General features: G+C 36.6%; 16 protein-coding genes. 1 reads left to right on the top strand and 15 read right to left on the bottom strand.

What is annotated here, in order from left to right; all coding sequences use genetic code 11:
* Positions 1–19: 19 nt before the first annotated feature.
* The 13 genes from rpmG to AC4PID_RS10860 all read right to left on the bottom strand — a co-directional run bounded on the left by rpmG (position 20) and on the right by AC4PID_RS10860 (position 9,657).
* On the bottom strand, positions 20–169 hold the full coding sequence (gene rpmG, locus AC4PID_RS10920) for a 50S ribosomal protein L33 (protein ID WP_492132042.1): 150 nt from the start codon (positions 167–169) through the stop codon (positions 20–22).
* Between the two features lie 296 nt (positions 170–465).
* Entirely contained in the window at positions 466–1,656 is a 1,191-nt protein-coding gene (gene tuf / locus AC4PID_RS10915) for an elongation factor Tu (protein ID WP_492132041.1), read from the bottom strand.
* A gap of 66 nt (positions 1,657–1,722) precedes the next feature.
* Complete coding sequence (sigH, locus tag AC4PID_RS10910; RefSeq protein WP_492132040.1) at positions 1,723–2,355, bottom strand: RNA polymerase sporulation sigma factor SigH; 633 nt, start codon at positions 2,353–2,355, stop codon at positions 1,723–1,725.
* A 119-nt stretch (positions 2,356–2,474) separates the two neighbouring features.
* On the bottom strand, positions 2,475–3,215 hold the full coding sequence (gene rlmB, locus AC4PID_RS10905; protein WP_492132039.1) for a 23S rRNA (guanosine(2251)-2'-O)-methyltransferase RlmB: 741 nt from the start codon (positions 3,213–3,215) through the stop codon (positions 2,475–2,477).
* Positions 3,216–3,224: 9 nt separating this feature from the next.
* Positions 3,225–3,998 (bottom strand): FAD-dependent thymidylate synthase, encoded by a 774-nt coding sequence (gene thyX, locus AC4PID_RS10900; RefSeq protein ID WP_492132038.1) that lies wholly within the window; start codon positions 3,996–3,998, stop codon positions 3,225–3,227.
* 5 nt (positions 3,999–4,003) lie between these two features.
* On the bottom strand, positions 4,004–4,309 hold the full coding sequence (locus tag AC4PID_RS10895) for a hypothetical protein (protein ID WP_492132037.1): 306 nt from the start codon (positions 4,307–4,309) through the stop codon (positions 4,004–4,006).
* Entirely contained in the window at positions 4,296–4,778 is a 483-nt protein-coding gene (locus AC4PID_RS10890) for a Mini-ribonuclease 3 (RefSeq protein ID WP_492132036.1), read from the bottom strand. The genes AC4PID_RS10895 and AC4PID_RS10890 overlap by 14 nt, the downstream gene beginning before the upstream one ends.
* 67 nt (positions 4,779–4,845) lie before the next feature.
* Entirely contained in the window at positions 4,846–6,327 is a 1,482-nt protein-coding gene (gene gltX / locus AC4PID_RS10885; RefSeq protein ID WP_492132035.1) for a glutamate--tRNA ligase, read from the bottom strand.
* A 32-nt stretch (positions 6,328–6,359) separates the two neighbouring features.
* On the bottom strand, positions 6,360–6,617 hold the full coding sequence (locus AC4PID_RS10880; RefSeq protein ID WP_492132034.1) for a cysteine-rich small domain-containing protein: 258 nt from the start codon (positions 6,615–6,617) through the stop codon (positions 6,360–6,362).
* Positions 6,614–7,096 (bottom strand): 2-C-methyl-D-erythritol 2,4-cyclodiphosphate synthase, encoded by a 483-nt coding sequence (ispF, locus tag AC4PID_RS10875; protein ID WP_492132033.1) that lies wholly within the window; start codon positions 7,094–7,096, stop codon positions 6,614–6,616. The genes AC4PID_RS10880 and ispF overlap by 4 nt, the downstream gene beginning before the upstream one ends.
* Positions 7,093–7,809 (bottom strand): 2-C-methyl-D-erythritol 4-phosphate cytidylyltransferase, encoded by a 717-nt coding sequence (ispD, locus tag AC4PID_RS10870; protein ID WP_492132032.1) that lies wholly within the window; start codon positions 7,807–7,809, stop codon positions 7,093–7,095. Before ispD ends, ispF begins: the two co-directional genes overlap by 4 nt.
* Positions 7,810–7,969: 160 nt before the next feature.
* Positions 7,970–9,079 (bottom strand): PIN/TRAM domain-containing protein, encoded by a 1,110-nt coding sequence (locus AC4PID_RS10865; RefSeq protein WP_492132031.1) that lies wholly within the window; start codon positions 9,077–9,079, stop codon positions 7,970–7,972.
* Positions 9,080–9,174: 95 nt separating this feature from the next.
* Positions 9,175–9,657, bottom strand: a complete 483-nt coding sequence (locus AC4PID_RS10860) for a CarD family transcriptional regulator (RefSeq protein ID WP_492132030.1) — start codon at positions 9,655–9,657, stop codon at positions 9,175–9,177.
* A gap of 204 nt (positions 9,658–9,861) precedes the next feature.
* Between AC4PID_RS10860 and AC4PID_RS10855 the strand changes: the two genes are divergently transcribed.
* Complete coding sequence (locus AC4PID_RS10855) at positions 9,862–10,257, top strand: nucleoside triphosphate pyrophosphohydrolase family protein (protein WP_492132029.1); 396 nt, start codon at positions 9,862–9,864, stop codon at positions 10,255–10,257.
* 199 nt (positions 10,258–10,456) lie between these two features.
* Here the strand turns inward: AC4PID_RS10855 and radA are convergent, their stop codons facing one another.
* Both radA and AC4PID_RS10845 read right to left on the bottom strand, forming a co-directional pair.
* Entirely contained in the window at positions 10,457–11,818 is a 1,362-nt protein-coding gene (gene radA / locus AC4PID_RS10850) for a DNA repair protein RadA (protein ID WP_492132028.1), read from the bottom strand.
* Complete coding sequence (locus AC4PID_RS10845; RefSeq protein ID WP_492132027.1) at positions 11,811–14,261, bottom strand: ATP-dependent Clp protease ATP-binding subunit; 2,451 nt, start codon at positions 14,259–14,261, stop codon at positions 11,811–11,813. Before AC4PID_RS10845 ends, radA begins: the two co-directional genes overlap by 8 nt.
* Positions 14,262–14,361 lie beyond the last annotated feature (100 nt).

Raw genomic sequence — 14,361 nt, 5'->3', positions numbered from 1 at the left:
CCTTATCTAATATTTGAAACTATTTAGTTTCTTTATGTTCTGTGTGTTTCTTACAAAACTTGCAATATTTTTTCATTTCAATTCTGTCTGGGTTGTTCTTCTTGTTTTTCGTAGTGTTGTAATTTCTGTTCTTACACTCAGTACATGCTAACGTGATGTTAACTCTCATCTCGACACCTCCTAAATCCATAATGTCCGTGCCTGGCAATGCACACTATACTCCACTATAACATTACTAATCTAACCTACCATAAAATAAAAGGCATGTCAACAAAACCACGTGAGTTTACACGCGTAATAATATTAACAATTATTCATCTTACAAAGCAAGTTAAATAAGGACTAGTTGCCACTAGTCCTTATCTTCTAAAGTAACATTAGAAAATACAGTATTTTATATCTTAAATTAATTACCTATAGTATTTTATAACAGCTTATCAAAAATTACAATAATGTTTTTTGGGATTATTCAGTAATTTTGATTACGTTACCAGCACCAACTGTTCTACCACCTTCACGGATAGAGAATCTTAAGCTCTCTTCGATCGCGATTGGCGAGATCAATTCGATGTGCATTTCGATGTTATCGCCAGGCATACACATTTCAACACCTGGTTCGAACTCGATTGAACCTGTTACGTCTGTTGTTCTGAAGAAGAACTGTGGTCTATAACCTTTGAAGAATGGTGTATGTCTTCCGCCCTCTTCTTTTGTAAGAACGTATACTTGTGCATCGAATTTTGTGTGTGGTTTGATTGTGCCTGGTTTCGCAAGAACTTGTCCTCTTTCGATTTCTGTTCTTTGTACACCACGAAGTAATAAACCTACGTTGTCGCCTGCTTGACCTTCATCAAGAAGCTTTTTGAACATTTCTACGCCTGTTACTACTACTTTTCTTGGCGCTTCTGCTAAACCAACGATTTCTACTTCTTCTTGTACTTTTACGATACCTCTTTCAATTCTACCTGTTGCAACTGTACCACGACCTGTGATCGAGAATACGTCTTCTACTGGCATTAAGAAAGGTTTATCTGTTGCTCTTTCTGGTTGTGGAATGTAATCGTCGATGATTTCGAACATTTCTACGATTTTTTCTGCCCATGCTGCATCGCCTTCAAGTGCTTTTAATGCAGATCCTCTGATGATTGGTGTATCATCGCCTGGGAACTCGTATTGTGAAAGAAGATCTCTTACTTCCATTTCTACTAACTCAAGAAGTTCTTCGTCGTCTACCATATCACATTTGTTTAAGAAAACAACGATGTATGGAACGCCTACTTGTCTTGAAAGAAGGATGTGCTCTCTAGTTTGTGGCATTGGACCATCTGCTGCAGATACAACTAAGATTGATCCGTCCATTTGTGCTGCACCAGTGATCATGTTTTTAACGTAGTCAGCATGGCCTGGACAGTCTACGTGAGCGTAGTGTCTGTTTGGTGTTTCGTATTCAACGTGAGCAGTAGAGATTGTGATACCTCTTTCTCTCTCTTCTGGTGCTTTATCGATGTTTTCGAAATCTACTTTTTGACCTAAACCGTATTTTTCGTACAATACTTTCGTAATTGCAGCTGTTAAAGTTGTTTTACCGTGGTCAACGTGACCGATTGTTCCGATATTACAATGTGGTTTCGTTCTTTCAAACTTTTGCTTTGCCATTGATAAAATTCCTCCCTTGGATTATTAATATCACTTTAACAGATGCGCTGCCGCACTGTTAATTAACTAATTTAAATTGATCAAGTATTTTTCAAGTTTCTTTTTAACACGTTGAAGTGCATTGTCAACGGATTTTACGTGTTTGTTCATTTCAACTGAAATTTCTTGATACGATTTGCCTTCGAGATATGCATTAAGGACTTTCCATTCAAGATCACTTAAAACTTCACCCATTTTTTCTTCAATATTACTCAGTTCTTCTCGTTTGATAATTAAGTGCTCCGGATTAAGCTCTTTGCTACTCGTCGACATGACATCAAATAGCGTCCTATCGGATTCGTCATCAAACATTGGTTTGTTTAGCGAAACATATGAATTTAACGGTATGTGCTTTTGTCGTGTCGCCGTTTTAATAGCTGTAATGATTTGCCGTTTTATACAAAGTTCAGCAAACGATCTAAAAGAAGTAACTTTGTCCGGTTGGTAGTCACGCATGGCTTTAAACAAGCCAATCATACCTTCCTGAACTATATCTTCACGATCTGCACCAATTAGGAAATACGACCTCGCTTTAGATCTGACGAAGTTCTTATACCGCTTAATCAATATTTCTTGTGCTCTTGGGTCACCTTTTCGCGCTCGTTCGACAATTAACTCTTCATCGAGTTGTTCATCATCTAATCTTTCAAGTACTGCCATCAAGCTGCCTCCTAGTTCGCGTGAAAAGAATCATCACTATGCCAATTCATAAAAACATTATATATGATTCATAAATTTAACGCAAGTACCGTTAAACCCTTTAAATTACAACCTTCAAATTATTTTTTAGCCGTATTTCTCTGTCTGAGAACTTCGTACATGATAACGCTACCAGCAACTGCTGCATTCAAGGAACTCACTTCCCCTTTCATGGGTAGTGAAACCATCAAATCACAACTTTCTTTTACCAATCTACTGATGCCGTCACCCTCATTTCCAATAACGATTCCGATCCCACCTGTAAGATTGGTCTCATAATAAGTTGGCGCTCCCATATCTGTCCCAACAATCCAAACACCAGCATCTTGTAGTTTTTTAATCGTCTGAGTCATATTCGTAACTCTTGCAACAGGTACGTATTCTACTGCACCACATGATGTTTTAACCACAGTTTGATTCACAGCTGCACTTCTTCTTTTAGGAATGATAACACCATGTGCACCGACGGCATTCGCCGTACGGATTACACTTCCTAAATTATGTGGATCGGTAATTTCATCGAGGAGAATTAAAAATGGCGCTTCTTCTTTCACAGCCGCTCTTTCTAGCAACTCTTCGACTTCGTAATATTTATAAGGTGCCACGTAAACGATAACCCCTTGATGATTTTCACCATTAGAAAGCTTATCCAGTTGTTTTCGATCAGTAAACTGGATCTGAATCTTCTTATTCTTTAATGCATCAATTACCTTTTGAAGATTTTTATCTCTTGAGCCCTCTAATACAAGTGCTTTATTGATCTCATGTCCCGCTTCTACAGCTTCTAACACAGGATTTCTTCCATATATCATATCTTCCATAATATACCTCTATACATTTAACAAATTTCTATACTTCTCGCGAACATTAACAATGTTACCACAAGTCATTTTACCTTCTGGACAAGGTCCTGTAAGACACTTAGGACCAATACCTTTAAACAAGGTCGGCGCTTCATTAGTTACCAGCTTGAGCATCTCATCGGCTAAATTTCTTATTTCCCATTGTGCACGCATACAGCATCTGTGGTTGAAAAAGTTGATTAAGCTTCTCGCATTCATCGTAACTACGATTTTTGTTTCACAAGCATTAGGAAAAACAAAACGCGCATCCTCAATCGCTGACTTTTCTGCAGATCTCTTTGCAGAAGCTTCACTCATGCCATCATTAGTAAATCTTTCAAAATAATCTTTTTCTAGTAAATCTACGATTGTCTCATATGCTTTTTGATCTTGATTCATTGTGCTGATAAAAATTGCTTTTGCCTCAGGATTGTTCTCAATTGCTGGTGGTACAATGTATTCAAACTGGGTGAGTTTAACATATCTTTGTGATTGTTGAGAATAAGATGCAATTCTATGTCTAACCAATTGATGCGTCAAAACACGACTTACCCCTTCAATAGAAAATGTAAAGCTAATATGTTCAAGTGGTGAATAGTGCCCAAAATCCAATAACTTATCTAAAAAAGCAGCACTCTTTTCTGTTGTCAAATCATCCATTAACCCTTTTGCACCCGTTGCTGAATAACACAATTTTGCAGCAGCAGCAACAACCCTTTCAGGATCTGGTGAGTGCGCAATCAACTCTACATTCATATTCATCCCCCTTATTGAAATTCAGAAAAATCGTCCCCAAAAGGCAAAAGTCCAAAAACATATTTACGACTATGATATCTGACTTGATTGTCCTTATATTCAATATTAACAATTTTTGCCTTTAACAAGCCCAACTCATATAGTTTACCATCAAAAGTATCACTGACAAATGCTTCTGCTCTCATTTGTTCTGCGTCATCTGCAAACTGATAAGGGTCAAAAAAAACTGATTTACCTACCAAAACCAATAATAAAATCAAAGTTACACTTAAAAGCACTTTTTCCTTTAATGTTAATTTTCTTTTATTCTTCTTCATCATTTACCTCGCTAGAAACAACAGTTTTCTGGACTTGATTTAGATTTTCTAAATATAAGATCCCTTCTGCAATTATTTCTACTATTCTATTTTCTTCTCCTATTAAATAAAGAAAGCCAATTAACGTTTCAAATCCGGTTGCGTATTTATAGTCACTTAAAACCGCGTTTTTAGGAACCGTATTTGACTTTTGATTGCGGCCTCGTTTTACAAATGTCCACTCTTCTTCAGTGAAATAGCTTTGTAAGCCTTTAACCAATTCTGCTTGTGCAGATGCTTTAACGTATTTAATCGCTTTTTTTGACATTTCACTTGGTGAATTGTTGATAGAATTAATTAAATACTGCCTAATATAAACTTCGTAAACAGCATCTCCAACATAAGCAAGCTTTAAAGGATTTAACATTCTTACATCAGTTTTATCTAATTTTTTTACCTGTAATAACTCCATCAAACTTATTTTATCCAATCTTTACTCTCCTCAGGCATAGATACACTTAAAACTCGAAAGGTTTACCCTTCGAGTTTTAAATTGGCTAGCATAAATTTTTTAAGCAATAATCGATTCTTTCTTTTGTCAACTCTTTACCTAAAAGTTCAATGACAATTGCAATGTCGGGTCCATGTACTTGTCCAGTAATTGCAACCCTCACAGGCATAAACAAGTTCTTTCCTTTATGACCTGTCTCTTTTTGAATTTCTTTTAAGATTGTTTTAACTGCATCCGCATTTAAAACTTCAGTTGCCATCATCTTATCAGCAAAAATTTGCATCATTTCAGGTACATGCTCAAGTTTAATCATTTCACCAGCTTCATCATCTTCTAATACGACATCTTTTCTAGTGAAAAAGGCATAATAATCTTTTATGTCTTCAAGTTTATTAAAACGCTCTCTTAATACTTCAATCATTCTCTTTAGCCAGTTATAATCAGCTTCAAAAGTAGCTTCAGTTGTAAACCCAGCCTCAACTAAATAAGCCTTACTAAGTTCAGTCAAACGATCAAGATCAGCTGATTTAATATAGTGGTTATTCATCCAGTTAAGTTTGTCTAAATCAAAGACGCCGCCTGATTTAGACACTCTTTCAAATGAAAACTTTTCGATCATTTCACTCATACTTAGAATTTCCTGGCCATCCTCAGGTGACCATCCAACCAATGCAACGTAATTGATTAAAGCCTCTGGTAAATAGCCTTTCGATCTAAAGTCTTCAACCGCTACGCTACCTTCTCTTTTGCTTAATTTCTTTTTACTTTGGCTTAGTATTACTGGTAAATGAACGAATTCAGGCGCGTCCCAACCAAAAGCTTCATAAGTAAATACGTGCTTTGGTGTAGATATTAACCACTCATCTCCACGAACGACATGGGTGATTCCCATGTAGTGATCATCTACGACAACTGCCATATGATACGTAGGAAAACCGTCTGTTTTCATAAGAACCTGATCATCTAGATCATTTGTATTAACCGTTACAGTCCCCTTAATCGCATCGTTGAACTCAATGACGCGATTTTCTGGTAATTTTAATCTTATAACGTGATCTTGACCACTTGCAAGCTTTTCATCAACTTCTTCTTTTGAAAGATGCTTACAGTGACCATCGTATTTCGGTGTTAAGCCTTCAGATTTTTGATGTTCCCTTACAGCATCCAATCTTTCCTTAGAGCAAAAACAGTAATAAGCATGATCTTTTTCCACTAATTCTAAAGCATGCTTTTTGTAGATCTCTAATCTCTGTGATTGAATATATGGGCCACAATCGCCAGTTTGTGTAATATGTCCAGATGCATCTAGTACAGGACCTTCATCATGTACTACACCTGCCCATGATAAAGAGCGGATGATACCTTCAACTGCATCCTCTACCAAACGTGTCTGATCTGTATCTTCTATTCTAAGTAAATATTGTCCATCGTTTTGCTTTGCATATAAATAATTATATAACGCCGTTCTAAGACCACCGATATGAACATATCCTGTTGGACTTGGCGCAAATCTTAATCTAGGTTTCATTATACCGTCCTCCTACTATTCGACTCATTATACTAAAAATCAGAACCTCTTTCAATGACGACCTTCATTCTAGCCATAATATAAGCATAGCTGTTTTCATCATGTGGTTTTGTACAATCGCTGCAATCTTTAATTCCGTGATTCATTTTAAAATCACCGCCGCATTCATCCTTTAACATATAGAGCGGGCAATAGCAAAACAAACAATTAAATTTTTCGTTTTCTACACCCTTATGACAAGGAAAAAATTCACATGCTTTATGTTGATTAAATTTATAGTTTTCACTCATATGGACGCCCTCTTTTCTAATAATACGACTGCTTGGCTTGATATACCTTGTTCAAGGCCTTCAAATCCCAGTCTTTCTGTAGTAGTTGCTTTAATATTGATGCGTGCCTTATCGCATCCAATACAGCTTGATAAATTTTGAATCATCTCATCAAGATAGGGTGCTAATTTGGGCTTTTGAGCCACTATTGTCGCATCAATATTACCAATGACATATCCTTCCGAATGCATGAGCTCAGTTACTTTTTCAAGTAATATGAGACTTGAAATATCTTTATAGGTTTGAGCAGTGTCAGGAAAATGCTTCCCAATATCACCCTTGCCCAATGCGCCGAGCATTGCGTCCATTATTGCATGTGTTAAAACATCCGCATCCGAATGCCCCAACAATCCTAAATAGTGCTCTATCTTTACCCCTCCTAGAATTAAATCCCTTTCCTCTACGAGCTGGTGAACATCATAGCCAATCCCAATCCTCATAACTCACCTTCCTTTGAAGCAATCATCCATTCAGCTAACTTAATATCAAATGGTTTTGTAATTTTTATATTATCTGCTGAACCTTCAAAAATACCAACCTTCTTACCAAGCTTTTCTAACAGCATAGCATCATCTGTTGCACTTAATTGGGTTTGTAATGCAAACTTATGTGCCTCTAAAAGTGTTTCAAACTTAAAAATCTGAGGTGTCTGCACTGCCCATATCGTTTCTCGGTCAACAGTTTCAATAATTGTAAGGTTACTCTCTACCTTTTTAAGTGTATCGGTCACTTTCATCCCTGCAATTAATCCTTCTAAATCTATGGAAAGAGATAAATCAGAAATGGCCTTGACGGTTGATGACTTTGGAATAAAAGGTCTTACACCATCGTGTATCAAAATCAAATCAACAATGCTTTCAAGATGACTGAGTCCATTATATACAGATGCTTGGCGTGTTGCGCCACCACAAACAACTTTAATACTTTTCTCAAAAGGAAACCACTTTGTAACTTTCTTTAAAACTTCATCCACTTCGTTTTGAGGCACAACAATAATGAGTTCCACAAAGGTATACATCTCTAACAATGCTTCAATCGTCCAATTAAGTACTTCTTTTCCTTGAAGCTCTAAAAATTGCTTTTTAATAGAACCGCCAATTCTCGTGCCCGATCCAGCAGCAGGAATGATTGCACTAATTCTCATATCAGTCATTTTATTAACCTCATCTGTTTACTTCGTTATCATTATAACATATGAAAAAGGTTCCTTATCATTAATTCAAATATTACTTTTAAGTTTAAACAGATTCATTTTTTTACTAATAATAATAAACAAAAACCAAGGTGAACTTACCACCTTGGTTTAAAAGACTTTAATACGATTGATTAGGTTTTGATTTTGCAAATATCATTTTACCAGCAGCTGTTTGAAGGACACTGGTAACGATAACGGTGATATGATCGTTCATAAACTTTCTACCATCTTCAACGACGATCATAGTGCCATCATCCAAATACGATACACCTTGATTTGCTTCCTTGCCTTCTTTAATGATCTGAACAAACATCTCTTCGCCTGGTAAAACAACTGGTTTTACAGCATTTGCAAGTTCATTGATATTTAGAATAAGTATATCCTGTAATGAAGCTACTTTATTGAGATTATAGTCATTCGTAACGATACAGCCATTCATCTTTTGGGCTAACTTAATTAATTTGACATCAACTTCAGCAACATCTTCAAAATCCTGATCAACAATCTTTACCACAATAGGTAAATCTCTTTGAATGATTTTTAAAATATCAAGACCTCTTCTCCCTCTATTTCTCTTTAAAGCATCAGAAGAATCTGCAATATGTCTTAATTCACTGAGAACAAACTCTGGAATGATTACTTCACCTTCGATAAATCCAGTCTTGCAAATATCGGCGATACGTCCGTCAATAATAACACTTGTGTCTAAGATTTTAGGCTTTGATTGTACAGATGCAGCTCCTGTTTTGATCGTTTTAGCTGGTGTCATTTTTTTTGCCCAATCTGTTAACTTGGGCTGATCTTTGATGTTCTTTTGAGCCAGTGAAATTCCCAAATAACCGAAAAAGATAAAAGTAAGAATTTGAAGTGCGCTTGCTACCATTGGTATCGGAATAATATCATACAAGCCACTAATTAAAAAAGCGATGATTAGTCCAAAAACTAATCCTATAAGTCCAAATAAAAAATCTTGTTGCGGAATTTTCTCTAATTCATTTTGAACAATTTGAGCCAGTCGTTTGCCAAGTTTAATGAGAATCTTAGAAGCAAAATACAAAACAAATGCGCCTAAAAGACCTAGCACGGTTGGCGTTACTACCAAGTAAACAATACGATCAAAGTTGATTAGGTGTAAATCGTGTAGCGGATCTGCTAACCGTATACCTAAGGCAACCCCAGAGCTGAGTCCGATGAACGTGATGATATACTTGATTAGTTTTTCTACCATCATACCCCTCCCTTCACATAAAATTGAGCATCCAAAAGATGCTCATGAACTTAATACTGATTTTAGCACATTATCGCGTTAAGATAAAGCTTTTGTCAATGACTTCCAATCGTCGCATTGACCAATGAAACCACGTCATCCTCTTTTAAATCTCTTACTAAGGTCAGCTCACTAATTAAAATTTGCTTAGAATTGTTGAGCATTTTACGTTCACCTGTGGAAAGACCTTTCTCTCTGTCTAGAATTTCCAAATTTCTAACTACAGCTGCCACCTCAAAAATATCACCTGATTTAACTTTCTCAAGATTTGCACGATATCTTCGATTCCAATTATCTGGCATAACTTCTTTGTGTTGAGCGAGAAGATCCATTACATCCTTAAACATCTTCTGATCAACAACTTTACGTACCCCTAGTTCCTCAGCATTTTCAATAGGAATCATTACTTTCATGTTTTTTATCGGTAATTTTAGAATATAAAACTCTTTGTCTGTACCTAACAATTCCTTGTGCTCGATGGATTCTATGACCCCAGCACCATGCATAGGGTATACGATTTTATCTCCAACTTTAAACATTCTGACCTCCATGCAGCCTTTTTTACTATTATACCTTAATTTTGCAACTTGTTCAACAAACTTAAAATTATACTATTTGTTAAATTTCTTGTCAACAATATTTTACACAATCTAAATAAAGAGCAAACACTTTCCGTTTAAAGGCTTTTGTGGTAGAATGTGAATATAAATTCACATATTAGCATAACTTGTTTAGGAGGCAATATGAAAGACGTTATTTATGATGAATTCCAAAATAAAGTAGACGAAGTCCTTATACGACACGCTAACCTTTTAGATATACTTAGTAAAATGGGAGACGCTGCCTCAAGAACCAATCGTGCGGTCGTAAAATCTATTACTAGCTGTGGCTGTTTGGAATTAAATGTTTCAAAATCAGATGTTCCAAATGACTCAAATTATGAAGCGCTAAAAGACTTCAAATCTGAGCACATTAATGGTAGTCTTTGCCCAACATGTAGAGAAAAAGTGGAAGAGGAGCTGGGCAAGCTTGAATTTTATATCGCTGCACTCTGTAATTCTTTGGACATTAATCTTTACGATGTCATTTTGAAAGAATATAAAAACATTTCTACATTAGGTAGATTTAGTCTCTACTAAATCTACGAACAAATAATAAAGCATAAAAAGGTTCTGGATGCCAGAACCTTTTTTTATTATTTAAATAACCTATTTTTCGTATATAACCCCAAAGCTTTTATATAAGCTGATCTATGGTTTGTAACCCTTCTCCGGTACTTCACTATACCGCTCTAAAGCTGCTAATCTTTATCACCAAATCATGATCATCCGATTTAGACTACATAAAATACTTCAGCATATCATCGATATGCTTTAACCCTATAACTGTAAATCCTTCGGGACGGGTAAGCCCTTCTAAATTACTGTGTGGTATAATCGCCTTTTTAAAGCCCATTTTTGCTGCTTCATTAACTCTCTGTTGTACCTGGTTAACCGCTCTTATTTCGCCAGTTAACCCAACTTCTCCAAAGATAATCATATCGCTTGGCACAACCACATCTCTATGACTAGACGCAATTGCCATTACAATCGCCAAATCCGCAGAGGGTTCATCAATACTAACGCCTCCAACGATATTTAGGTAAATGTCCTGCTGATACAAACTCATTCCTACCTTTTTCTCTAATACCGCTGTTAGTAGTATGAGTTTGTTATAGTCAATTCCCATCGCCATGCGCCTTGGAATATTATAATTGGTCTGAGAAACCAGACATTGCATTTCAACCAGCACTGTCCTAGTGCCTTCTAAAGCAGGAACGATAATAGAGCCAGGCATTTGATTTGAGCTTCCTGATAAGAAGATTTTTGATGGATTTTCTACTTCTTTAAGGCCAGAGCTGGTCATTTCAAAGACACCAATTTCATTGGTTGAACCAAAACGATTTTTGACTGCTCTCAAGATTCGATATAAATTGTGATTTTCACCTTCAAAATACAAAACAGTATCTACCATATGTTCTAGAATCTTTGGACCCGCTATCGCGCCTTGTTTGGTAACATGCCCTACTAAAAATGTACTTACACCAAACTTTTTTGCGATGTTCATAAACTGATTGGTCGCTTCTCTAACCTGACTGACGCTTCCTGGTGCAGAGGTTACTTCAGAGTTATAAACCGTCTGAATGGAATCTACAATTAATATATCTGGTTTTAAAGACTCTACATGGTGCTTAATGCGTTCTATATTATTTTCAGAAATCACATAAAGCTCTTCACTTGCAGCACCAACCCTCTGTGCTCTAAGTTTGGTTTGCTTTATAGATTCTTCACCTGACACATAGAGAACGATTTTATCTTGTTCCGCCAAATGTGAAGCAACCTGTAATAAAAGTGTGGACTTGCCAATACCAGGATCACCACCAACTAATATCAAAGATCCCTTTACAAGTCCACCTCCTAATACGATGTCAAGTTCTGACATTTTTGTACTATAGCGCTCCTCAAGATCAAATGTCACTTCCTTAATTTTCTTAGGCTTTCCTTCGCCCCCACCTATGTTTAAGGTGTTTGTTTTCTCTATTTTAGGTTCTAACTCCTCCACAAAAGAGTTCCAAGCACCACATTCTAAGCATTTACCTAACCATTTAGGCGATACTGCACCACATTCTTGACAGACAAATTTTGTCTTCAGTTTAGACATACGTTCTCCCATTTACTTTTATTTCATTATTTTCTACTGTTAAGCCAATTTCAATTTGTGACTCATGATCAATCAGCCAACTCGCGACAGGATCTTTAATAAGACGATCTATACTTCTCTTAATTGGCCTTGCCCCATATTCAGTTGAAAAACTCTCGCTAGCAATAACACTGACTACAGCATTATCAAAGTATATGCGTATCCCTTTACCGTTCATAAGTGCTGCGAAAGCCTCTAAATGTTGCTTTGTAATCATTTCAATCGATTCAATAGATAAATTGTTAAATACAATTATTTCATCAATTCGATTGATAAACTCTGGTTTAAAATACTTCTTACACGCTTCTCTAATCTTCGTTTCATTCGCAAGCTGTTCTGATTTCTTACCAAAACCTACCTGCTTAATATCTGGTTCATCAGTTCCAATATTTGAGGTCATAATAATTAAAGCGTTTCTAAAATCGTGCTTCTTCCCTCTCGCATCGGTTAGAACCCCTTCGTCCATCAACTGAAGTAATAAGTTCAGAACATCTATATGTGCTTTTTCGACCTCGTCAAATAAAATAACAGAATAGGGTTGTTTTTCTATAGCATTGGTTAACAGTCCACCTTCCTTTGTGCCTTCATAGCCTGGAGGTGAACCGATTAACTTTGAAACAGAATATCTTTCCATAAACTCAGACATATCTAATTTAATTAAATTATTTTCACTCCCAAAATAAACGTCTGCTATTGCTTTAGACAGTTCTGTCTTTCCAACGCCTGTCGGTCCAACAAACAGGAAAGCCCCCAGAGGTTTATTTTCCTCTTTTATTCCCATTCTAAATCGTTTGAGTGCACTCGATACGTGGCGAATGGCGTCAGCTTGTCCTATAATCTGCTCTCCAAGCAGCTCTTCCAGCTGTCTTAATCTAATTTTATCATGTGTAGAAAGTTTTGAGATAGGTACTCTTGCCCAATCTGATACGACCTTTTCGACGTCTGAAACATCCACTACGAGAGGTTGATTGGATAAAAGCTGCTTCGCTTGCTGATTGCTTTCAATTTTTGCTAAAATACGCATCTCTTCCTTTTGTATCCTCGCTGCAGCATCAAACTTCATTTCAAGTATTAAAGCTTCCTTTTCATCTCTAAGTTGATTTAATCGATACTTGATTTCATCAATAATTTCCATGGTCTTTAAGTTATCCGTTCTCTTACGGGCACAAGCTTCATCTAATATGTCAATTGCCTTGTCCGGCAACTTACGGTCTCTAATATATCTAACAGACAGCTCTACTATAGATTTAACCGCCTCTTCAGTAATAATTACGTGATGATGTTGCTCGTAAAACTGTCTAATCTGCATCAAAATAAGCACAGTGGTTTCTGCCGATGGTTCATCCACTGAAATCGTGGTTAACCGTCTACTAATTGCAGCATCTGGTTCTAGATATTTCTGATAATCTTGATAAGTGGTCGCACCAATAATCCTAATTTGACCACTGGATAGATACGGCTTAAGTAAGCTGAGTGCATCATAGGATTTTTCTCCTGTAGCCCCCATGCCAACAAGGGTGTGTAGCTCATCTATAAATAGTATTGCATTCTTTTTCTTAAGCAGGGATTTAATGAGCTCGTTTACACGTTCTTCAAACTGTCCCCTGTACATGGTGCCTGCAATAAGCTGACTAACGATTAACTCATATATAGAAACCTCTCTAAGCACAAGCGGCACATCTCCAACTGCAATTTTACGTGCTAGTCCTCTAACAATTTGTGTTTTACCAACGCCAGCCTCACCGATAAGGCATGGATTGTTCTTCTGCTTACGTGTTAGAATTTGAATCAAACGCTCTATTTCATCGTTTCGACCTACAGTAATTTCATCTGCTTGATCTTTCACAGCTTCAACCAAATTGACTGCCAACTGCTCCAAAATACCCTGCGGCTGATCTGAATAGTCATTTTCAAAGGTCACTAATTTCACATCTACCTGATCACTCATGTCCGCTTTAATGAGTTTTGGTAACTCTTGATCAATGGCAGCGTATTCATTTAAAATGTGGCTTAAATCGAAGCTTAGTTTGGAAAGTACCTTATAACCGATAGATTGCTTGTCACTTATAATCGACATAAACATATGCTCTGGTAATATTTCACCGTTATTTGACTTAAGAGCGTATTGATGGCTTCTTTGCAAGCATTCCTTAGCTCTAATGGTATAATCAACGATTCCCTCTGAACTTCCTGTTTCACCTATTAGCTTTATAATCTCTTGGCGGATGGCTTTGGCAGATATACGATGATATAAAAAGGTATTACTAACCTTACTTCCTTTTATTAAAGAAAGGCCTAATAAGATATGTTCTGTGCCCACGAACTGATGTCCTAAATCACGCGCTTCAGAAAAAGCGTAATTAATTACATCATTTGCGATCTCGCTATAATTATATTCTTGCATAAGCCCTCCACTACTTTTCTTATAGTGTATCAAGATATCCAACGAAAGAAAAGACCCAGCGTTTACGCTAGGTCTCCCCCCTATCCTCTTATTTCACAGT

It is taken from the genome of Fusibacter sp. QWL-12, from assembly GCF_058683495.1.
Note: the sequence above shows the minus strand (reverse complement) of the source record. Positions and strands in the feature narration are given on the sequence as shown.

Coding starts and splice junctions, on each gene's coding strand:
- ispF (WP_492132033.1), bottom strand. CDS start 7,096: ATGAGGATTGGGATTGGCTATGATGTTCACCAGCTCGTAGAGGAAAGG.
- gltX (WP_492132035.1), bottom strand. CDS start 6,327: ATGAAACCTAGATTAAGATTTGCGCCAAGTCCAACAGGATATGTTCAT.
- rlmB (WP_492132039.1), bottom strand. CDS start 3,215: ATGGAAGATATGATATATGGAAGAAATCCTGTGTTAGAAGCTGTAGAA.
- AC4PID_RS10895 (WP_492132037.1), bottom strand. CDS start 4,309: ATGAAGAAGAATAAAAGAAAATTAACATTAAAGGAAAAAGTGCTTTTA.
- sigH (WP_492132040.1), bottom strand. CDS start 2,355: ATGGCAGTACTTGAAAGATTAGATGATGAACAACTCGATGAAGAGTTA.
- tuf (WP_492132041.1), bottom strand. CDS start 1,656: ATGGCAAAGCAAAAGTTTGAAAGAACGAAACCACATTGTAATATCGGA.
- AC4PID_RS10880 (WP_492132034.1), bottom strand. CDS start 6,617: ATGAGTGAAAACTATAAATTTAATCAACATAAAGCATGTGAATTTTTT.
- thyX (WP_492132038.1), bottom strand. CDS start 3,998: ATGAATATGAATGTAGAGTTGATTGCGCACTCACCAGATCCTGAAAGG.
- radA (WP_492132028.1), bottom strand. CDS start 11,818: ATGTCTAAACTGAAGACAAAATTTGTCTGTCAAGAATGTGGTGCAGTA.
- rpmG (WP_492132042.1), bottom strand. CDS start 169: ATGAGAGTTAACATCACGTTAGCATGTACTGAGTGTAAGAACAGAAAT.
- AC4PID_RS10855 (WP_492132029.1), top strand. CDS start 9,862: ATGAAAGACGTTATTTATGATGAATTCCAAAATAAAGTAGACGAAGTC.
- AC4PID_RS10860 (WP_492132030.1), bottom strand. CDS start 9,657: ATGTTTAAAGTTGGAGATAAAATCGTATACCCTATGCATGGTGCTGGG.
- ispD (WP_492132032.1), bottom strand. CDS start 7,809: ATGACTGATATGAGAATTAGTGCAATCATTCCTGCTGCTGGATCGGGC.
- AC4PID_RS10865 (WP_492132031.1), bottom strand. CDS start 9,079: ATGGTAGAAAAACTAATCAAGTATATCATCACGTTCATCGGACTCAGC.
- AC4PID_RS10845 (WP_492132027.1), bottom strand. CDS start 14,261: ATGCAAGAATATAATTATAGCGAGATCGCAAATGATGTAATTAATTAC.